14 protein-coding genes are annotated in these 21,498 nt (G+C 37.4%); 9 read left to right on the top strand and 5 right to left on the bottom strand.

The window, feature by feature from the left end:
* Positions 1 to 40 precede the first annotated feature (40 nt).
* From ACU1LP_RS06630 to ACU1LP_RS06615, 4 genes are all read right to left on the bottom strand, one after another.
* On the bottom strand, positions 41 to 3,502 hold the full coding sequence (locus ACU1LP_RS06630; protein ID WP_445734159.1) for an efflux RND transporter permease subunit: 3,462 nt from the start codon (positions 3,500 to 3,502) through the stop codon (positions 41 to 43).
* Positions 3,492 to 4,667, bottom strand: coding sequence for an efflux RND transporter periplasmic adaptor subunit (locus ACU1LP_RS06625; RefSeq protein WP_445731135.1), 1,176 nt, complete (start codon positions 4,665 to 4,667; stop codon positions 3,492 to 3,494). The genes ACU1LP_RS06630 and ACU1LP_RS06625 overlap by 11 nt, the downstream gene beginning before the upstream one ends.
* 106 nt (positions 4,668 to 4,773) lie before the next feature.
* Positions 4,774 to 6,123, bottom strand: a complete 1,350-nt coding sequence (locus ACU1LP_RS06620) for a TolC family protein (RefSeq protein ID WP_445731136.1) — start codon at positions 6,121 to 6,123, stop codon at positions 4,774 to 4,776.
* 92 nt (positions 6,124 to 6,215) lie between these two features.
* Positions 6,216 to 6,821 carry a TetR/AcrR family transcriptional regulator gene (locus ACU1LP_RS06615; protein WP_445735905.1) on the bottom strand — a complete coding sequence of 202 codons (606 nt, stop codon included), beginning with the start codon at positions 6,819 to 6,821 and terminating at the stop codon, positions 6,216 to 6,218.
* Positions 6,822 to 6,944: 123 nt separating this feature from the next.
* On the opposite strand from ACU1LP_RS06615, the gene ACU1LP_RS06610 reads away from it, so the two are divergent.
* The 8 genes from ACU1LP_RS06610 to ACU1LP_RS06575 all read left to right on the top strand — a co-directional run bounded on the left by ACU1LP_RS06610 (position 6,945) and on the right by ACU1LP_RS06575 (position 17,076).
* Complete coding sequence (locus ACU1LP_RS06610) at positions 6,945 to 7,919, top strand: polyprenyl synthetase family protein (RefSeq protein ID WP_445735894.1); 975 nt, start codon at positions 6,945 to 6,947, stop codon at positions 7,917 to 7,919.
* Positions 7,919 to 8,269 carry a hypothetical protein gene (locus ACU1LP_RS06605; RefSeq protein ID WP_445735893.1) on the top strand — a complete coding sequence of 117 codons (351 nt, stop codon included), beginning with the start codon at positions 7,919 to 7,921 and terminating at the stop codon, positions 8,267 to 8,269. The genes ACU1LP_RS06610 and ACU1LP_RS06605 overlap by 1 nt, the downstream gene beginning before the upstream one ends.
* Before the next feature lie 233 nt (positions 8,270 to 8,502).
* On the top strand, positions 8,503 to 9,285 hold the full coding sequence (locus tag ACU1LP_RS06600) for a DUF3108 domain-containing protein (protein ID WP_445731139.1): 783 nt from the start codon (positions 8,503 to 8,505) through the stop codon (positions 9,283 to 9,285).
* An 8-nt stretch (positions 9,286 to 9,293) separates the two neighbouring features.
* Positions 9,294 to 10,211: a tryptophan 2,3-dioxygenase family protein gene (locus tag ACU1LP_RS06595; RefSeq protein WP_445735892.1), complete on the top strand. Its 918-nt coding sequence runs from the start codon at positions 9,294 to 9,296 to the stop codon at positions 10,209 to 10,211.
* Positions 10,115 to 11,467, top strand: a complete 1,353-nt coding sequence (locus ACU1LP_RS06590; protein WP_445731141.1) for a peptidoglycan DD-metalloendopeptidase family protein — start codon at positions 10,115 to 10,117, stop codon at positions 11,465 to 11,467. The genes ACU1LP_RS06595 and ACU1LP_RS06590 overlap by 97 nt, the downstream gene beginning before the upstream one ends.
* 6 nt (positions 11,468 to 11,473) lie before the next feature.
* Complete coding sequence (pgi, locus tag ACU1LP_RS06585) at positions 11,474 to 13,090, top strand: glucose-6-phosphate isomerase (protein ID WP_445735891.1); 1,617 nt, start codon at positions 11,474 to 11,476, stop codon at positions 13,088 to 13,090.
* Between the two features lie 174 nt (positions 13,091 to 13,264).
* Entirely contained in the window at positions 13,265 to 16,513 is a 3,249-nt protein-coding gene (locus ACU1LP_RS06580) for a TonB-dependent receptor (protein WP_445734322.1), read from the top strand.
* Between the two features lie 122 nt (positions 16,514 to 16,635).
* Entirely contained in the window at positions 16,636 to 17,076 is a 441-nt protein-coding gene (locus ACU1LP_RS06575) for a hypothetical protein (protein WP_445734321.1), read from the top strand.
* Positions 17,077 to 17,474: 398 nt separating this feature from the next.
* Here the strand turns inward: ACU1LP_RS06575 and ACU1LP_RS06570 are convergent, their stop codons facing one another.
* Positions 17,475 to 18,542, bottom strand: coding sequence for an endonuclease/exonuclease/phosphatase family protein (locus ACU1LP_RS06570; protein ID WP_445734320.1), 1,068 nt, complete (start codon positions 18,540 to 18,542; stop codon positions 17,475 to 17,477).
* 127 nt (positions 18,543 to 18,669) lie between these two features.
* Here ACU1LP_RS06570 and ACU1LP_RS06565 point away from each other — a divergent pair, with 127 nt between their 5' ends.
* Positions 18,670 to 21,495 carry a carboxypeptidase regulatory-like domain-containing protein gene (locus tag ACU1LP_RS06565; RefSeq protein ID WP_445735890.1) on the top strand — a complete coding sequence of 942 codons (2,826 nt, stop codon included), beginning with the start codon at positions 18,670 to 18,672 and terminating at the stop codon, positions 21,493 to 21,495.
* The last annotated feature ends 3 nt before the right edge of the window (positions 21,496 to 21,498 follow it).

The following is a 21,498-nucleotide window of genomic DNA, read 5'->3' as shown; positions in this document are numbered from 1 at the left end:
AATTACACAAAATCCACAAAGGTTTTAAAATTCAAATAGCTTATCTGCCCAAAGGCAACTTATCGTCTTTTGCGTATCTTATTTTGGCACGGTTGGACAGGTAAAACATTGCGGGAACCACCACCAAGGTTAGGAAGGTTGCGAAAATCAATCCGAAAATAACGGTCCACGCCAATGGCCCCCAAAATATCACGTTATCGCCCCCAATATAGATGTTTGGGTCGAATTTTGTAAACAATCCAAAGAAATCGATATTCAATCCAACCGCCAATGGAATCAACCCTAAAACCGTAGTAATCGCTGTTAAGAGTACCGGACGTAAACGCGATTTTCCGCCAGCAATAATAAGGTCGTAGTACATTTGCTTGGTAAGATAGTGTTCGCTATCTACGCCCAATGCCTCTTTTTTACGGTCGATGAGAATCTGGGTGTAATCGATAAGGACGATGGCATTGTTTACCACGATTCCTGCCAATGAGATGATGCCCATCATGGTCATAATAACCACAAAATCCATATGGAAAATAACCAACCCTAAAAATACGCCCGCCAAACTCAACACCACAGCACTAAGAATGATAATGGGTTTTGAAATGGAACTGAACTGCGCCACCAAAATCAGTAAAATACCGCCCAATGCAAAAAGCAATGCTTTTAATAAAAAGGCTTGGTTTTCGGCCTGTTTTTCCTGCTCACCCGTAAATTTGAAGGTAACGCCCTCGGGGGTATCGTAATTGGCAAGGTCCTGTTTTAGCTCGGTTACAATTTCTGTAGCATTGTATCCGCCTAAAACATTGGAGTACAATGTAATGACGCGTTTCAAATTTTTACGCTTGATGACGTTAAAAGCTTCAATATTTGTTTTTTCAACCAATGGCCCAATTGGAATTTGCACCAACTGGCCTTTATTGTTCCTAAAGGTAATGGGTTGGTTTAAAATGGTGTTTTCATCATACCTGTTGGCATTGTTAAAACGCACGTTTATGGGGTAGTCATCTTCCCCATCTTTAAAGGTTGAGGCTTCTTGCCCAAAGATAGAACGACGGATGGTGTTGCCTATTTGTGCCGTGGTAACACCCAATTGCCCCGCTTTTTGACGGTCGATACGCAAATCCAATTCGGTTTTCGATTTATTCACATCCACTTTAAGCTCTTCAATACCAGCAACCCCCAATTCTTCAATATAGGCCCTCATGTTTTTCGCTTCCAGCAGCATTTGGTCGTAATTCTCGCCAATGATTTCAATATTTATGGGATAGCCTGTTGGTGGGCCAGCCGCATCTTTTTCAACCACTACGGAGGCCCCCGGAAATCCTCTCACAGCAGTTCTGACTTCTTCTAAAACAGCACTGCTTTTCACACCTCTTCGCAACTGAAAATCGCGCATGGAAAGCGTCACTTTGGCCCGCTGCGGCATGTCACTTTGGTTGCCACCCTCGGTTTGTGGGTTTCCAGAACCTTTTCCCACTTGTGAGACGGCCGATTCTACCATATAGTTATACCCATTGGCGTCTTCATATTTTTTGATGGTCTTATAGATGCGCTGCTCAATTTTTTTGGTGAACTCGTTGGTTTTTTCAATGGCAGTCCCTTCAGGATATTCTATGTAGGTTATAATTTGGTTGGGCTCATTTTCAGGAAAAAACAAGACTTTAGGTTGTGCAATGTCTGTTAAAACGAACGAAAATATCAGCAAAACAAAAGTACCGATCAAAACCACATAAGCCATTTTGCCGTTAATGGACTTGCTTAATGTTCTTTCATATAAATCCTCCAATCTTTTAAGGGCGTCATATTGAAAATAATCAATCGCGCCCCTTAAAAAATATTTGTAAACCCAGAGCATGATGGCTGTTAAAATTGCCAAATTTCCGAAGCCAACCAATGCGCCAGAATTTATGGCAAGGCCACTAACCAAAATCAATATACCCACAAAAAGCATGATGAGGCTCCAACGGATCAATTTGCGCTTGGTAAATGGCGCTTCTTCGGTTTTCATAAAATGGGCCGTAAGCATTGCGTTGATAATCAATGCCACGAACAACGATGAGGTTAACACGACCGACAGCGTAATGGGAAAATAAATCATGAATTTACCAATGGTTCCCGGCCATAGACCAAGTGGGAAAAACGCCGCCAAAGTGGTTGCGGTAGATGCTATGATGGGCCATGCAATTTCGCCCATACCTTGTTTGGCAGCTTGTAACCTGGGCATGCCTTGCGACATTAACGAATACACGTTCTCAACCACCACAATACCATTGTCCACCAACATGCCCAGCCCCATAACCAAACCGAACAGAATCATGGTGTTCATGGTGTAACCAAACGAACTTAAAATGATGAGCGACATGAGCATGGACAGCGGAATGGCGAACCCAACGAACAAGGCGTTCCTAAATCCTAAAAAGAACATGAGCACGCCCACCACCAAAATAACCCCGAAAATGATGTTGTTTACCAAGTCGTTTACTTGGTTTCCCGTTTTTATGGATTGGTCGTTGGACGTTGAAATTTGCAACCCTTCCGGATAGTAATTGGCCTTATCTTTTTTAATGATTTCCTTAATTTGCTCAACGGCCTCGATCATGTTTTTGCCAGAACGCTTTTTTACGTCGAGCATCACCACAGGTTTGCCATATTCCCGAGCATGGGTGGTGGCATCTTGTTCCTTAAAACTAATTTGGGCAATGTCCTTTAAATACACGTTGCCACCATCTTTTTTAACGATGATGTTCCCCAATTCGGAAGGCGTTTCAATTTCCCCAATAATCCGGATGTTTTTTTGGAAATCGTTGTTGATGATGTTACCGCCCGAAATGGTTTTGTTTTCATAATTGATGGCATTGATCACATCATCAAAACTTACCATGGCAGCACTCATTTTATAAATATCCACGGCAACTTCAACCTCTTTATCGTCCACACCACGTATGGTTGCTTCCTTAATTTGCGGCAACAGTTCAATTTGATCCTGTAAATATTCTGCGTAATCCTTTAACTGCTCAGTGGTATAATCTCCTGTAAAATTGATGTTCAGTATGGGAAATTCTTCCGAAATATTCATATCGAAGGCATTTGGTTCTGCTTTGGAACCGTTACTTAAGGTGGGCCAAGTTACGTCGGTTTTTACCTGATCGATTTTATCCTTAACACGCTGTTTGGCTTCGGCAATAGACACATCTTCTTCAAACTCCACCAAAATGGTAGAGTAATCCTGGAGGGTTTGCGAAGTAATTTCCCGAACACCGTTTATGTCCTTGAATTCTTCTTCCAGCGGTTCGGTAATAAATTTTTCAATATCCTCGGCAGAGTTTCCGGGGTTTAAGGTGCTTACGTAAATTTTGGTTTCCACAATCTCGGGGAAAGATTCCCTAGGCATATTGAAATACGACATAGAGCCCCCAATCAATACAATAAGGATGATGACGTAAACCGTCATTCGGTTGTCAATTGCCCAGGTAGAAAGCTTAAAATCCTTATAGTTGTTTTTAATGCTCATTTGTAGTGTTTTTAATGCTTACTTGTTGGCCATCGCGCAGGGTTCTGGCGCCTTCAATAATAACGATATCGCCCGGTTTTAAACCTTCGGACACTTCAATTTTGCCATTTTGCTCTTTGCCTGTTTTTATAGCGGTTTGTTTTACGGTGCCTGTGGAATTGGTTTCTGGCGTGTAAATAAAAATCAAGGATTCATTATTACTGTTTTTCTGAACGATATTATTGGGGATTACAATGGTGTTGTTTGCTACGTAATCGTTCAATTTTACAGTCGCTATCAAATTCGGTTTAAGCACGTGGTCTTTATTGGGAAGTGCCACTTGGATGCTGAAACTTCTGTTGTCCGGATTGATGTAATTGGACACCTGGCGGATTGTGCCTGTATAGGTTTTTCCTAAAGAAATAAAATCGACCAACACTTCGGAACCTTCGGTAACTTTGCCCAAATAATTTTCTGGCACATCGGCCTTTACGTACATATCGCTGGTGTTAACGATGCGCATTAACGGACTTTGGCCTGGAGTTACCAAACTTCCTTGGTCGGTAATAATCTGGTCAATGGTACCGCTAAAAGGCGCTCTAATATTGGTTTTATCCAATTGTTTTTGCAATTGGTCGAAAGAATTTTTTGCGGCGTCATAATTGGTCTTGGCTTGCAGGTATTGAATTTCGCTACCAATTTTTTGGTCCCACAAGCGCGATTGACGCTCAAACGTGGTTTTTGCCAAGGCCGTTTGTGATTGCACCTGTGCCAATTGGCTGGAAAGGCCACCATCGTCAATTTTGGCAAGTAGTTGCCCTTTGTTTACGTTTTGGCCTTCTTTTACATAAACCTGCGTTAGCGTACCCGAAAACTGTGGGTAGATAATGATGTTTTGGTCTGTTTCCACATCGCCTTGTACTTCGGTGTAATGTTTAAAAACTGTATCGGTAAGGGTCAAGGCCGTTACAATGGTTTTGTGTTTGTTCTTGTCCAATTGGTTTATTCTATCTTCAAGAAGGGTTACCTGTCGTTTTAGTTCGGTTTGTTGTTGGCCCAGTTCTTTTTTCTTGGCGCGCAACTCTTGTAAACTCCCGTTTTCGGCCAAAGCCTCAACAGAGGTTTCTTTGTTTCCGCAGGAAGAAAGAAGTAAGGCAATACAGGTTATGGTGATTATTTTTTTCATAAGTTAATATTTATTGGTTTTAAAGGTTATACCTGCTGGCAGGTGCAATTCGTATATCATTACTGGTTTTTGCGACCAATTCTCGGATATGCCCATTTTATGGTCATTATTCGTTTATGGTAATCGTGTTCAATATGGTTTCCAGTTCTGCTTTTTTATTGATTACATCTAGCATAGCCTGCAAATACTCTTGCTGTGCAGAATATAATTGGGTTTGTGCCTGTCTTAAATCGAAACTGGAAGCGATACCTTCAAAAAATTTGGTTTGGTTTTTTTGTTCAATGCGTTCGGCAAGATTTAAGTTTTGTTTTTTATTATCATAATCTTCAATTGAAAATTGGTAATCACTTTTTGCAGAAGCTATTTGAAGCTTTAAGGCTTGCTCGGTCTCGCTTAGGTCTTCTTGTGCTTTTTCAAGATTGATTTTTGCACGTTGTGTTGCCGCGCTTCTTCCAAATGAGCTAAATATTGGGATGTTCATATTGACGCCAAACAATGAAGAACCAAGCCAGTTTTGCTCTTTGCCCAAAAACTTGAAGTAGTCGTTGTACCCATCGTAAACACCGTTAACAAAAGCGTTTATGGTTGGGAGCGCCTTGCTTTTTTCAAGTTTCAATAAAAGATCTTTGGATATTTTGTCGTTTACAGCAATTTGATAATCGATAGTATTTTCAATGGCTCCATCTGCTTCCAATAAACTTAACACAATGTTTTGTGTGGTTAGCCCTTCTAAGTGGTCCAGTAAAATAGTATTGGTATTTAAATCCAATCCGAGTGAAATGTTAAACAGTTGATAGGCGATCCCTTTTAACCGAATGGCATTTTTTAAATTGCTTTGAACACTGGACAAAGTGATTTGAAGCTGCTGGACACTTTCCTCTTCTTCTAAACCGTTTTCATATATTTTGGTGGTTTCATTGACATTTTTTGTCAATACAGCCTCATTGCGTTTTAATATGGATACACTTTCTTCGGCCAACAACACATTGCCATAAGCGTTAATGACCGCTTTTCTAACTTCGAGGTCGGTTTTCTCCTTGGCATTTTTAGAAATGTCTAAAAACACTTTGGCCGATTGCAATCCTACTAAATAAGACCCATCAAATATTTTTTGCTCAAGTGTAACTTTCGCGTTTACGGCTTGTTTTGTACCAAAGCGTATTTCTGCAAATTCTCCTGGATTGCCACCAAAAAGCTCGGCAGGGATTAAAGATAGTTGTTGTTGCAACCATTTGCTATAACCTATGGATGCGTTTATTTGTGGTAACCCCGTAGAAATCGTTTCCCATTTTTGTTGTTTGGCAGCTTCAACGTCTAGGGTTGCAATTTTTGCGGTCCTGTTGTTTTTTAAAGCAAAATCGATGGCTTCCTGTAGGGTAAAGCTTTGTTTGTTTTCTTGTGAAAACCCTTTAATAGCTATTAGTAAACTAAAGATTAAAATGAGTTTGTGCTTCATTTGTTTATATTTATTGTTCTTTAATGGTCAAATGTAACATCTATAGAATCATTTTTGTTTGTGATAAAAATTAAGTCATGGATGTTTCATTTTTATGATTGATTTGATATTATAAATTTGTTTAATATTTGTAGTCCTTTATCGGTAACAATGGCTCTTAAGTGATATTCTAAAAAGTTTTCCATAAGGTATTCCATGGTATACAATTCAGATGGGAAATAAGTATCATCTTTAATGCCCGTCATACCGTTAAAATACATTCTGGAAATGAAATCTACATTAATATTCGATCTGAACAATTCGGTGTCTATTCCTTTTTGAAGACTCTCTTTAACCGATTCGTGCATTTTTTCAAATTGTTTTAAATGCAAACGCTGATATATTTGTGGGTAATATTTTTTAAGTTGATATTGAGGCGATGTTTTTTCGTTTTTAAGATATTGCATCACAAATATTTTTATGTCATATAATTGTTGAATGGGGTTTGGCGATGTATTACAAATACCATCAATCCCTTCGCATATATTAGCAAAAACCTCAAAAGTTACGGCTTCTACAAGCTTTGTTTTATTAGAAAAATGTACATAAATGGTTTTTTTGGAAATTGCCATTTCATTGGCAATATCATCCATCGTAACACTTTTAAAACCCAGGGTTAAAAATAATTCGGCAGATTTTTGTATAATTTTCTCTCTCATAATTGGGCGCAAATATACAATGGAAACTTTAAAAACAAAAAAAGTTTCCAAAGTTTTATAATAATTTAACACTAAATGTGTTTTCAAGGTTTTTAATACGGGTAATTGATTTATTTTTGCTTTATGCATTCCACAGAAAAATACCAAGAACGGTTTATTGAATTTCTAAATGAATATTCTGTTGTAAAAGAGCCTTTGGGCCTCTATGAACCTATTCAATATATTTTAAATTTAGGCGGTAAACGTTTGCGTCCGGTACTTACCCTAATGACTGCCGAGGTTTTTAATGGCAACTTTAAAAAGGCTCTTGATGCCGCTTTAAGCATTGAGGTTTTTCATAACTTTTCGTTGGTACACGACGATATAATGGACGGTGCACCTTTGCGTCGAGGCAACAAAACAGTACACGAAAAATGGAATATCAATACGGGAATCCTTTCTGGCGATGCCATGTTGATTATGGCGTACCAACTTTTTGAAAATTATGAACCAGCAACTTTTCGGGCATTGGCCAAGTTATTCAGTAAAACCGCTTTGGAAGTTTGCGAAGGGCAGCAATATGATATAGACTTTGAAACAAGAGATGATGTTACCATAACTGACTATTTAAAAATGATTGAATATAAAACAGCTGTTTTAGTGGGTGCTGCCATGAAAATGGGAGCTATTGTTGCTGATGCTTCAGATAAAGATTGTAACGCTATTTATGAATTTGGCAAGAATTTAGGCATTGCATTTCAATTACAGGATGATTATTTAGATGCTTTTGGAGACCCTAAAACTTTTGGAAAGCAGATAGGTGGCGATATTATTGAAAATAAAAAAACCTATTTGTACTTAAAAGCAATTGAGTTTTCAAATGAAGCAGATAGGTTAGAATTGAGCCAATTGTTTTCATCGAACCCAGAAGATCTTTCAGCTAAAATAAATATTGCTAAACAAATGTTTGTATCCTCTGGTTCTGCCGAAGCAACAAAACATGCGATTCAAGATTACACCGATAAGGCGTTTACAGTTTTAGAATCCATGGGTATTTCCGAAGATAAAAAAGCATTGCTAAAAGCCTTTGGAAACAGCTTAATGAACAGAACCGTATAATGCAGTTACCCACAACATTTGAGCATTTGGTTGCACAAGCGAATCAATTGGATCTATATAAAAAATTGGTGCTTCAACTTAATAAGGATTTTTTGCTGGCCAATATTAATTTAGACTTTCATGAGGAAATTTTGCCTTCCAGTTTAAAATTGCTGCTCCACGAAACGGTTTATAAACTGATACATGAAAAATTTACCGATTACTTAAACTTACTTTACATCGTGGATGTGCCCGAAAAGCAGGTGAAAACTTTGGATGGCAGCGATATAATAAAATTAGCGGAAGACGTTTCTTTTTTAATATTGAAACGTGAATGGCAAAAAGTATGGTTTAGAAACCAATACAGATAAATTAATTAGGATAGGAAAGCCACGTCCTGATAGCTCGGGTACCCAATGATGGCCTGTGCCCACTTTTCAGGCAACCTCTTTTTTTCGTTTTTGTAACAAATTGGCGCCAACGTCTTCTTATAATTACACACGTTAAAAGGAATTTTTATATTTTTGGAACAGTAATTGTAATTTATTACTTATAACATAGCATGTCAGTTTAATAACTTGCATGGTAATGACCCCCATAATAAATGAAAAAGATACTACTTACAATAACAGCTATAGTCTCCCTGCAAACGGCATATCCACAACAAGAATCTTCATTTGGTAGTGGCGAATGGATTAAATTCAAAATGAGCTACAGCGGCTTTATAAAAGCTGGAACCGCCACATTATCGGTTAGCGAAACAAAGTTAAACAATAAAGAGGTTTACCATGTAGTGGGCAAAGGCTGGACATCGGGCATGATAAAATGGTTTTTTAAAGTAAAAGACCAATACGAAAGCTATTTTGATAAAAACACCACGGTACCTTACAGGTTTATTAGAAAAATAGATGAAGGTGGCTATACCAAAGATATTGAAGTTAATTTTGACCAAAATGCCAACGTAGCGTACGTAAACGACAAAAAGAACAATGTTAATAAAGAGTTCAGTACGCCTGTGAATATTCAAGATATGGTCTCAACCTATTATTATTTGCGCAATTCCATTGACGTTGATAAATTAAAAATAGGAGATGAATTTAAAACCATTATGTTTTTTGATGATGAGAATTTTGGTTTCAAATTAAAATATTTGGGTGCTGAAACCATTGATACGGAGTTTGGGGATGTGGAGGCCCTAAAATTCAGGCCTTCGGTAATGTCCGGACGTGTTTTTAAAGAAGAAGAAAGTTTAACGCTTTGGGTTTCAAAAGACAAAAATAAAGTACCTTTGCGTATCAAAGCCGATTTAAGGGTGGGTTCGTTACGTGCCGATTTAGAGGCTTTTAAAGGATTAAAACACCCCTTTAAAATAGTTGTTTCTAATTGATCAAAAAATTGAAATCTAAAAAAAACGGTCCACTTAACGCAAAATACGAGGCCCTAAACCAAAATGTAGATGATTATTTAGAAGGCTTATTGTACAGTAAGCCTATAAATTATTGGGACTATATCCAAACCGATGCCTTGTTGAATCTTCAAATACAGCGCACCGTTTTTCCGGATGAGATGGTTTTCATCATGTACCATCAAGTGAATGAGCTTTTGTTCAAAATGGTACTTTCAGAAATTGATCAAGTAGCTAAAAACAAGGCATTGGCCCCTGAATTCTTTTCGACCAAATTAATGCGGATCAGTCGTTATTTCGATATGCTCACAGCTTCTTTCACTATTATGAAAGACGGTATGGACATCGATCAATACAATAAATTTAGAACCACCTTAATTCCCGCAAGCGGATTTCAAAGTGCCCAATATAGAAAAATCGAATTTGCTTCCACCGAACTTATAAACCTGATAGACAAAAGGTTTAGGGATAGCATCGATAGAAATTCTTCTTATGAAAATGCTTTTGAACATTTATATTGGCAAGCCGCCGGAAAAGATTATAAAACAGGAAAAAAAAGTTACACATTAACAGTTTTTGAAGAAAGATATAAAGACGAATTTATTAGATTTGCACAGTTTTACAGCACAAATAATCTATATTCTAAATTTAAATCGCTTCCTGAAGAAGACAGAGAAAATACAGAGTTAGTAAAATCCATGCGCCATTATGATTATACGGTTAACATAAAATGGGTGATGGCACATTATAATACAGCAAATCATTATTTAAATATTGGCGGAAAAACCGCCGAAGCAACAGGGGGAAGTGAATGGGTAAAATACATGCATCCAAAGTATCAGAAAAGAATATTTTTTCCAGACTTATGGACCAAGCAAGAAATAGAAGCATGGGGAACAAATTTATAGTACTATTAATATTGGCAATCGTTTTTGGTGGCTGCAAGCAAGAAGAAAAGGAACCAGTTGCAGAAGAAGTACCTGTAACAGTGCCAGACGTTTACGAGTTTGGGTTTAATTTGAACAAATACGTTGTTAAAAAGGATACCATTAGGTCTGGCGATAGTTTTGGCACTATTTTGGAACGTTACAATATTGGATATCCCAGAATCTATAACATTGTTGAAAACGCCAAAGATTCCTTTGATATTAGAAAACTTCAAATAGGAAAACCTTATACTTTATTGTGTGCCAAAGATTCGTTGCAAACGCCCGAATGCTTTATCTATCAGCCAAATAATATCGACTATGTGGTCATCCATTTTGCCGATACCATTATGGCGTACAATAAAAGCAAGCCGGTTTCGGTGGTGCAAAAAGAAGCGTCGGGGATTATTAATTCCACCTTGTCCGAAACCATGGAAGATCAAGGGTTGCCCAATGATCTAATTTATGATATGTCCGATATTTATGCTTGGACCATCAACTTCTTCAAACTTCAAAAAGGAGATAATTTTAAAATTATCTATAATGAACGCTATATTGAAGATTCTATTTATGTTGGGATAAAAAACATTGAAGCAGCTTATTTTCAGCATAAAGGAGAAGATTTTTATGCTTTTGGATTTTCGCCCGATACCCTTTCTAAAAAATTTGAATTTTATGATGATAAAGGCAAAAGCTTAAAAAAGGCATTCTTAAAAAGTCCGATTAAATTCAGTAGAATTTCATCACGGTTCAACTTAAATAGACGAATAGCCTACTACGGATTTGCTTTAAGACCGCATAAAGGCACCGACTTTGCAGCAAGTATTGGTACGCCCATATTGGCAACCGCCAATGGAACGGTGATAGAATCCACTCAAAAAGGAGGCAATGGTAAATATGTGAAAATTAAGCATAGCGATACGTATAGCACGCAGTACTTGCACATGAGCAGGCAAGCCGTAAAGAAAGGGCAATACGTGAAGCAAGGCGATGTTATTGGATATGTGGGAATGACAGGGAACTCCGGCGGACCGCATGTATGCTATCGTTTTTGGAAAAACGGCAAGCAAGTAGATCCATTGAAAGAAAAACTGCCCACCTCAGAGACCATTCCGGAGCATCTCAAAAATAAATATTGGGACCATATAAAACCTTTAAAAGTGTGTTTGGATGCTATTTCGTTTAAATATCAAAACAAGGCAGTCATTAAGCAAGGAGAGAAAATCACAAAAAATTAAAAAATCATGAGCTTACCAACCGTAAACCCAACCGAAACAAATTCTTGGAAAAAACTTCAAGAACATTATAATAAAATAAATAGTTTACACCTGAAAGATTTGTTTGCTCAAGATACCAAAAGAGCAGATAAGTTCACTATCAAGTGGGATGATTTTTATGTGGATTTTTCAAAGAACAGAATTACAGAAGACACGTTAAAATATTTATTGGAATTAGCTGATGAGGTTAAGTTGAAAGACGCTATTAAGAGTCAGTTTTCTGGCGAAATAATAAACCAAACCGAAGGAAGAGCCGTTTTGCATACCGCTTTACGTGCACCAAAATCGGCAGTATTTAAAGTAGATGGTGTTAATGTGATGCCCGAAATATATGCGGTAAAACAAAAAATGGAGGCTTTTACAAATGAAGTTGTGAACGGTGAAAGAAAAGGTTTTACGGGTAAAGCATTTACCGATGTGGTAAATATTGGTATTGGGGGGTCAGATTTGGGTCCTGCCATGGTTGTTGAAGCTTTGCAATTTTATAAAAACCAGTTGACAACTCATTTTGTCAGTAACATTGATGGCGACCACGTAAACGAAGTCATTAAAAAACTAAACCCAGAAACTACTTTATTTGTCATCGTTTCTAAAACATTCACTACGCAAGAAACACTTTCCAATGCGAATACGTTAAAAGCTTGGTTTTTAAAATCGGCACCCGAAGCTGCCATTGCAAAACAATTTGTGGCGGTTTCTACAAACATTCAAAATGTAAAAGCATTTGGAATAGACGAAAACAATATTTTCCCTATGTGGGATTGGGTTGGAGGCCGTTTTTCACTTTGGAGCGCTGTGGGTTTAACCATAAGTTTGGCAGTCGGTTTCAAGAATTTTGACAGCTTATTACAAGGTGCAAACAAAATGGACGAACATTTTAAAAATGAAGGTTTCAAAACCAATATTCCCGTTGTTTTGGCCTTAATAAGTGTATGGTACAATAACTTTTTTAAAGCGGAAAGTGAAGCTGTTATTCCCTATTCTCAATACTTAAACCAGTTTGCTACCTATTTGCAACAAGGCATTATGGAGAGCAATGGTAAAAGCGTGGATAGAAATGGAAACCCTATAAATTACCAAACAGGCACCATTATTTGGGGCGAACCAGGAAGTAATTCGCAACACGCTTTTTTCCAATTGATACACCAAGGCACTAAATTGATACCTGCCGATTTTATCGGGTTTGTTAAATCATTGCACGGCAATCAAGAACATCAAGATAAATTGATGTCCAACTTTTTGGCACAGACCGAAGCACTTTTAAACGGGAAAACCAAAGCGGAAGTGATTGCAGAAGGCGCCACAGGAGATTTGATCCCTTTTAAAGTATTTCAGGGCAATAAACCTACAAACACCATTTTTATTAACAAGTTAACCCCGGAAAATCTAGGAAAACTGATAGCCATGTACGAACATAAAATATTTGTACAGGGCATTATTTGGAATATATTTAGCTACGACCAATTTGGCGTGGAATTAGGAAAGCAATTAGCGAGTAAAATTTTACAGGAATTTAACAAGAGCTCTACCAATAAACATGATGCTTCCACTTTAAATTTATTGAATTATTATAAGAGTTATTAACAAAACATAAAAAAATATTCATTGATTTTGTAAAAAGACAATAAAGTATGCAACTTTATTGTCTTTTTCAATTTATCAACAATTGTTAAATTTGTTAACATTTACGTAATATATATTAGTTAATTCTATGTATTTTTGCACCGACTAAGTCATTTAATTAATCTTTTGAAAATTATGAAAAAAACGACACAATTTTTATTTGTAACGCTGCTTATGCTGTTTTCGTTAACAGTAATGGCACAAGGTGTTACTACAGCGTCCGTTAATGGACAAGTATTTGATGCCGACAACCAACCTTTGCCAGGTGCCAATGTGGTTGCAGTGCACACATCATCTGGAACAACCTATGGGGCTGCTTCCGATTTTGATGGGTATTATAGAATATCCAACATGAGAACCGGCGGGCCTTATACCGTTACCATTACTTATGTAGGTTACCGTGAATACAAACTTGAAAATTTTTATTTGCAACTAGGGGAAACAAGAAAAATAAGTGTAAAACTTACTGAGGATTCCAATGTTTTAGATGAAGTTGTAATTACCGCATTAGGAGACGGCACCTTTGATCCGGGAAGAACAGGTGCAGAAACACGTGTGTCTCAAAGACAAGTTAATACGCTTCCAAGCATCTCTAGAAACATTGCAGATTTTGCTAGATTAACTCCTCAAGCCAAAATTACTGGAGACGATGTTATTTCAATCGCTGGTCAAAATAATAGGTACAATGCTATCTATATTGATGGTGCAGTCAACAATGATGTGTTTGGTTTAGCTGGAAACGGCACCAATGGTGGGCAAACCGGGGTAAGCCCCATATCTTTAGATGCCATTGAGTCTTTTCAAATAAACGTAGCGCCATTTGATGTAAGACAATCTGGTTTTGCGGGAGGTAGTATCAATGCCATTACAAAGTCTGGTACAAACACTACTGAAGGATCTGTTTATGGCTTTTTAAGAAACCAAGATCTAGCTGGTAAAACACCAACAGGCCTTATAGGCTCGAATGGTGAAAGAAAGAAACTTGCCGATTTTTCTGCAAAAACTTACGGAGCAAGAGTAGGTGGATCCATTATAGAAGACAAATTGTTTTACTTTGTCAATTATGAAAGACAAGATAATGAGACCCCTCAACCGTTTGATATTACTACCTTTAGGGGTAACGAAAGAGTAGCAGAATTGCAAACACTTTCAGATTTTTTATTGAATACTTATAATTATGATGCCGGTGGATATGCTAATAACACATCTTCGTTGGTAAGCGACAAATTAATCGCTAAAATAGATTGGAACATAAACGATAACAATAAATTGTCTTTAAAGCATAGTTATGTTAAAGCGGTGCAATTGGACGCCCCTTCATCCAATACCGGTGCCATAAGCTTTTCGAACAGAGCTATTAATTTTAAATCGATAACCAATTCAACAGCGTTGGAGCTAAACTCTAAAATTGGACAAAAATTATCGAATAACCTTGTTGTGGGCTATACTACAGTTAATGACGATAGAGATCCTCAAGGCGCTTCATTCCCATCTGTTGAAATTCAAACAGCTGCAGGGACCTCTATCTTTTTTGGTTCAGAACCATTTTCAACAGCTAATTTGTTAGAGCAAAAAGTGCTGACCATAACAGATAATTTTGAAATTTATTCAGGAAGGCATACAGTTACCATTGGTACAAATAATGAGTTTTCATCAGCAAACAATGTGTTTTTTAGACAAAATTTTGGCGATTACAGATTTAGTAACCTGAATGCTTTCTTAACCAATGCACTGCCTAATAGATATAGATATGGCTATTCATTACTTGGTGGGACTGGAGATGATTCTCAAGGGGCAGCAAAATTCAATATTTTCCAATTGGGGCTATATGTTCAAGATGAAGTGAACATGGCTGACAACTTTAAATTAACAGCTGGTGTTCGAGTGGATATCCCTTATTGGGAAGAAGGATTGGCGAATGATGATTTCAATACACGTAGTGTGGCATTGTTAGAAGCTGCGGGCAAAGATTTAAGAGGTGCTAGAGTAGGTGCGCCAATAGCCCCCAGTGCCCATATTTCTCCCAGAATTGGATTCAATTGGGATGTGAAAAACAATAAGGAAACACAAATTAGGGGTGGTTTTGGGATATTTACTTCAAGAATTCCTTTGGTATGGCCAGGTGCCGCTTATAACAATAATGGGCTTAGTGCAGGGTATATACAATTAACGGGAAGCAGTGTGCGTCCGTTCAACCCAGATCCAAACACCCAATATGCAAGTCCAGCACCTGGAAGCGGAACTATTGGAGGTCAGGTAGATCTATTTGCTAAAGATTTTAAATTACCACAGGTTTTTAAAACGAATATTGCCGTTGACCAAAAATTGCCTGGAGGTTTTGTGTTTTCAGCAGATTTCATCTGGAACGATAATATTACTGCATTAGCTTATGAAAACATCAATCTAAAAGGCCCACAATTTACCACTACCGGGGCTGGCGCTCGTCCAAATTATGCGAATGCTAAAGTTGACAATACCTATAGTGACATTTATTTAGGCTATAATACTGGGGAAGGGAACTCTTATAATGTAAGTGGTACATTGTCTAAAAACTTTATAACCGATAAATTGGATATTAGAACTTCTGCCACCTATTCTTATGGAAAAGCAGATGGTATTCTTGATGGTACAAGTTCTCAAAACAGTTCTCAATGGAGAAATTTAGAAACCGTGAATGGTTCAAATAGACCGGATTTATCAATTTCAGATTTTTCACCGGGAGCCAGGATAATTTCAAACGTAACGTTGGAATACAAATGGACCGGGAATATTAAAACAAGATTAGGGTTGTTCTACGAAGGTGCTGAAGGGTCTCCGTTTAGCTATGTTTATAGAGGCAGTGGTTTGTTAAATGATACAGGGTCAAATTCTGCTTTAATTTATGTGCCTAGAAATGAAGCTGAGGCGCAATTGGACTTTTTTAGATTTACCTCGGGTGCTAATAGAGGTCAGATAGATCCAAGCCAACCCACACCAACAGAACAGTGGGCTTCTTTAAATGCTTTTATTGAAAGTGACGCATATTTAAGCAGCAGAAGAGGCAGTTTTGCTGAACGTAATGCAGATAGATCTGATTGGACCCATATAGTGGATTTAAAATTTGCTCAAGAATTTGGGTTTAACATTGGTAAAAAAGTACATAAATTTGAGTTTACATTTGATATATTTAACTTCACAAACTTGCTTAATAAAGATTGGGGTGTAAGAACATTTACTAACTTCAACCAAGTACAATTACTTGATTTTACAGGTTTTCAAGCAGATGGTACTACACCAACGTTTAATTACGATGCAAGAACTTCGGCAACAACAAATGTTATAGATGATTCCGGTTTACAGTCATCCAGATGGCAAATGCAAGCAGGATTGAGATATAGCTTCTAAATTTCAATCGTACTTCAAATTATAAAATTTAACCGCTTCCCCCGATAACTAATGGGATTGAAGCGGTTTTTTTATGCTTTTAATTGTTACATTTGTTAATCGAAATTTTTAAATAGTAAATCATGTACGAAATTGTAAAAAATGCGCACTCTTATTGGGCTTACTTGGTGCTTTTAATTTTAATTATTGCAGTAGTAAATGCTTTAATGAAAGTATTTGGCAATAAAGAATACACCGCTAAAGATTTTAGAATATCACTTTTTACCTTAATAGTATCGCATATTCAATTACTTATCGGGTTGATACTTTATTTTGTGTCTCCAAGATTTAATTTGTGGAGCGAGTTGGGTGGCGAGGTCATGAAAAATTCTTTAGCTAGATTGTATTTAGTAGAACACCCCTTGGTAAACATTATAGCGGTTGCTTTAATAACCATTGGCTATTCCAAACATAAAAAGAAATTGACTTCACAAGCAAAATTAAAACCAATAGCGGTTTTTTATACCATTGCTTTACTATTATTCTTGTCAAGAATTCCTTGGAGCGCTTGGTTAAATTTATAGAATCAAGAGTTAAGCCTTTTTTTTTGAAATACTTTAAAAAAAACTCTGTGAAACCCTGTGGAACAACCCAACCCCAATCTTTTTGGTTCTCCTGCCATTGATGGAAATTTTTTTTTATGAAATTCCTTAAAACATCTGCGGTACAATTGATTCTTTTTGCGTGAAGAGCAAGAAATAAAAGTAAACCCCTAATTTAACCACCTCGTCTTTGGTTTCTTTCCGGGAAACCAAATCCACTCCTCCTTGAAAAAAAAGAAGGAGAGTTTTAATAGTGACCAAAATCTATAATTAGAGCAAGTATTTTTTTCCGCACAACTTTGCGCCTTTGCGACTTCGCGCGCCATTACATAAAAAACCCGTGCCTTCTCTGTGAAATAGCTATTATAAATTCTAAATAGTTATCTTGAATCAGAGGGGCTACTTTCCTTAATAACATACACATACACCGGGAAATGGTCGCTAAAACCATCGGTAAACCCTCCATACGAAAAGCTTCGTTTGGGATACCCTTTATAAGTTCCGGATTTATCCATTAAATAGTTTTTGTTGTAAATATTGGCCTTATAAAAGCGGAACGACGTATAATCTTTTTCCAGCAGAGGTTTCGTTAGCATTATTTGGTCAAATAAACTCCAAGCATCTCTATATGCCGTCGTGCCCAAGCCATCTTTAAAGTAATTCTCATAAGGATTGTAAATGCCTTTTAAACCCACATTTTTTCTGTTATTTTCAGTTTTTAAACCTTCTTTAATACTGGAATCCGTTGGGTTGTCATTCAAATCGCCCAATATAAAAACTTTGGCGTAAGGGTCAATTACTTGCAACGAATCCACCAAATGTTTGCATAAATTGGCAGCAGCTTTTCGGTTGGGGGCACTTTTTTCTTCGCCACCACTTCTAGAAGGCCAGTGGTTCACAATAATGTGAATGAGATCGCCTTCCAACTCACCACTTACCAACAATTGGTCTCGGGTGTACATCCGTTTTCTGGTACTTTGGTCATAAATTTTCAACTCATGGCTACTGGTGCTAATGGGTTTAAACAGTTTTTTTTGATACAGTAAAGCCACGTCAATCCCTCTTAGGTCTGGCGAATCGTAATGCACGATGCCGTAGTTTTTATCGCGCAATAGCGGATCATTGATGACATCTTCAACAACTTCACGGTTTTCAACTTCAGAGATACCTATTATAGCAGGGGCATTGTTTGTAACTTCCAGTCCAACATCAGCAATAACGCGCGCCATGTTTTTTACCTTCTTTTTATAAATTTCTTCACGATTTGTTTTCAATTCCATGATCGGGCTCGACTCATCAAGTTTATTGGGGTCGTTTACAGCATCAAACAGGTTTTCTAAGTTATAAAAGGCGATGGTATGTATTTTATATGATTTTTTTTCCTGCCCATGAAGCTTCATGAGGATACATGAACATAGCGTTACGATTAAAAATTTTAAGTAGTTCATTAGAAATATATTTACGTGTCAATTATTTTCTTACAAAAGTTAGTAAAAAATAAATATTAATTAGAAAAAAATGTAAATTAGTTTTATTAAACAACATATCAGGCATTTATAAAAGTAATATGTTAATATGAATCGTATTAAAAAGTGGTTATTTATTTTCTTCGGAATGTTTACCGTTTTAATAGTATCGGCGCAGCAAACCATTATTAAGGGAAGCGTAAAAGATAGAATTACTTTTGAGCCTATCGCTAATGTTGTTATAACTATTGAAGAAACCAATCAATCTACGCTAACAAATAGTGATGGTGCGTTTATATTTAATGTAGATGTGCCATTGGGGGAACAAATTTTAAAAATTTCCAAAGAAGGATTCATTACCAAAAGGTTTCCTATTGTAGTCAATGAATTTAGAACGGTTGATATTTCGGATATGACTTTGGAAGAAGACCTTTCACAAGTCCCAGATTTATTTAACATCATGCTCTCGGATGATGAACTGGACAGTGACATTGGTGGCATCGACAATATTTCTGGACTATTGCAATCGTCGCTCGACGTGTTCCTGCGCACCGCGGCTTTCGAGTTTAGTCCCTCATTTTTTAGAATGCGCGGGCTGGATTCCGATAACGGTTTGGTGTTGATCAATGGTATTGAAATGAATAAACTGTTCAATGGGCGCCCACAATGGAGCAATTGGGGAGGCATGAACGATGTGCTGCGAAACCAGGAACTTACCACAGGCTTAACGCCTTCCAACTATAATTTTGGGGGTGTTTTGGGCTCTACCAATATCAGCACCAAAGCCTCAAGTTACCGAAGCGGGAGCCGAATTACCTATTCATCATCCAATAGAAGTTATACCAACCGATTGATGGCAACCTACGCATCGGGGTTATTGAAAAACGATTGGGCTTTTGCTATTTCCTTGGGCAGGCGTTGGGGTAATGAAGGCTATCAAGACGCCACGCTTTATGATTCCAATTCGTTTTTTGCTTCCGTAGAAAAGAAAATCAATGAGAAACACAGTATCAACTTTACGGGTATTTACGCACCAAACAGACGCGGAAAGTCATCACCAAACACCCAAGAAGTGTACGATTTAAAAGGTATTAAGTACAATGAATATTGGGGATGGCAGGAAGGCAAAAAACGAAATTCTAGAATGAAAGAAGTTGATGAGCCTATTATGGTTTTAAATCATTATTGGGATTTCAACAAAAAAACATCGTTAACCAACGCCATAGCCTACCAATTTGGGAAACAGGGAAACAGCCGATTGGATTATAATGGCACCGATTTGGTAAATGGCTATCCCGAAGGCGGCGGCTCCAACCCCAGTGCGACCTATTATCAAAAACTACCAAGTTATTTTGAGCGGAATTTTCCTAACGATCTGGGTTTTGCTTATATAGCGGAACATGAGTTTTTAGACGACGGACAAATTAATTGGAACGACTTATACAGTGCCAATATTAGTAATACGGCACAAGGCGGTAATGCTATTTACGCATTGTATGAAGACCGCATAGATGATAAACTATTAACATTTAATGCTACGCTAAATTCCCAAATAACCGATCATATCATTTTTAACGCATCCGTAAATTATAAAACATTAAAGTCTGAAAACTATGCAAAGGTGCTGGATTTATTGGGTGCTAACGGTTATTTAGATGTAGATGGGTATGCCAACGATTTTGTAAACAACCCTGATGCTATTCAAAATGACTTATTAAACCCGAACAGAATCGTTGGTGTCGGGGACACGTTTAAATACAATTATATTTTGAATGCAGCCGTTATTGGTGGGTATTCACAAGCACAATTCAAATATAATAAAGTGGATTTTTATGTTGCAGGAAGCGTCACGAATACAAGTTATCAAAGAGAAGGCATTTTTGAAAACGGATCATTCCCAGGAACGGCATCTTTCGGAAAAGGGAAAAAAATGGACTTTTTAGGTTTTGGTGCTAAAACAGGGGCGACGTATAAAATCTCAGGGAAACACGTATTTGACATCAATTTAGGATACATATCAAAAGCGCCATCCATTCAAAATACATACTCAAATTCAAGGGAAAACCACAATGTAGTTCCTAATATTTCCGAAGAAAAAATAAGCAGTATCGATGCCAGTTATATTTTTAGGTCATCTATGGTAAAAGCGAAACTTACAGGCTATTACACCCAAATAAAGGATGCCAACGAAATCTCATTTTTCTTTGCCGATGGTATTGGTGCTATCAATGCGTTTACGGAAAACGGTTTTAATGAAGAAGCTAATTTTGTACAAGAAATTCTTCAAGGCATTGAAAAGAAACATTTTGGTGCTGAATTGGGTGTGGAGGCGCAAGTAACCACAGGCATTAAACTTAAAGGCGCATTGGCTATGGGGCAGTTTACCTATGATAACAATCCCGATTTGTATTTATCGTCCGAAGATTTTACCAATGTATATTTAGGAAAAGCCAATTTAAAAAACTACAAACTGGCTGTGGGCCCGCAAACCGCCTATTCTGTGGGGTTTGAATACCGCGACCCCGATTATTGGTGGTTTGGTGCAACGGCAAACTTTTTTAGTAACACCTACATTGATATCAGCCCGCTAACCAGAAGCTCCAATTTTAATACCGATGTTGACGGACAGCCTTTTAATGATTATGATGAAACACTTGCCAAAGCCTTATTAAAGCAAGAACGGTTTGATTATTACATGGTTGTAAACCTTACGGGCGGTAAATCGTGGCGTATTGGCAGCAAGTATATTGGGCTGTTTGTAAGTGTGAATAATCTGTTGGATGAAGCGTATAAAACGGGCGGATTTGAGCAATCCAGAAACGCCAATTTCAGGGAATTAAAAAACGACAAGGCATTGGACAAACCTGTTTTCGGTTCAAAATATTGGTATGGCAGAGGCGCCACCTATTTTGTAAATGTAAATTATAGATTTTAAAAT

The organism is Mariniflexile sp., assembly GCF_052728615.1.
The sequence above is the reverse complement of the archived record's forward strand: the minus strand, read 5'-3'. Positions and strand labels throughout refer to the sequence as shown.

Coding starts and splice junctions, on each gene's coding strand:
- ACU1LP_RS06630 (WP_445734159.1), bottom strand. CDS start 3,502: ATGAGCATTAAAAACAACTATAAGGATTTTAAGCTTTCTACCTGGGCA.
- ACU1LP_RS06625 (WP_445731135.1), bottom strand. CDS start 4,667: ATGAAAAAAATAATCACCATAACCTGTATTGCCTTACTTCTTTCTTCC.
- ACU1LP_RS06620 (WP_445731136.1), bottom strand. CDS start 6,123: ATGAAGCACAAACTCATTTTAATCTTTAGTTTACTAATAGCTATTAAA.
- ACU1LP_RS06615 (WP_445735905.1), bottom strand. CDS start 6,821: ATGAGAGAGAAAATTATACAAAAATCTGCCGAATTATTTTTAACCCTG.
- ACU1LP_RS06610 (WP_445735894.1), top strand. CDS start 6,945: ATGCATTCCACAGAAAAATACCAAGAACGGTTTATTGAATTTCTAAAT.
- ACU1LP_RS06605 (WP_445735893.1), top strand. CDS start 7,919: ATGCAGTTACCCACAACATTTGAGCATTTGGTTGCACAAGCGAATCAA.
- ACU1LP_RS06600 (WP_445731139.1), top strand. CDS start 8,503: ATGAAAAAGATACTACTTACAATAACAGCTATAGTCTCCCTGCAAACG.
- ACU1LP_RS06590 (WP_445731141.1), top strand. CDS start 10,115: ATGGGTAAAATACATGCATCCAAAGTATCAGAAAAGAATATTTTTTCC.
- pgi (WP_445735891.1), top strand. CDS start 11,474: ATGAGCTTACCAACCGTAAACCCAACCGAAACAAATTCTTGGAAAAAA.
- ACU1LP_RS06580 (WP_445734322.1), top strand. CDS start 13,265: ATGAAAAAAACGACACAATTTTTATTTGTAACGCTGCTTATGCTGTTT.
- ACU1LP_RS06575 (WP_445734321.1), top strand. CDS start 16,636: ATGTACGAAATTGTAAAAAATGCGCACTCTTATTGGGCTTACTTGGTG.
- ACU1LP_RS06570 (WP_445734320.1), bottom strand. CDS start 18,542: ATGAACTACTTAAAATTTTTAATCGTAACGCTATGTTCATGTATCCTC.
- ACU1LP_RS06565 (WP_445735890.1), top strand. CDS start 18,670: ATGAATCGTATTAAAAAGTGGTTATTTATTTTCTTCGGAATGTTTACC.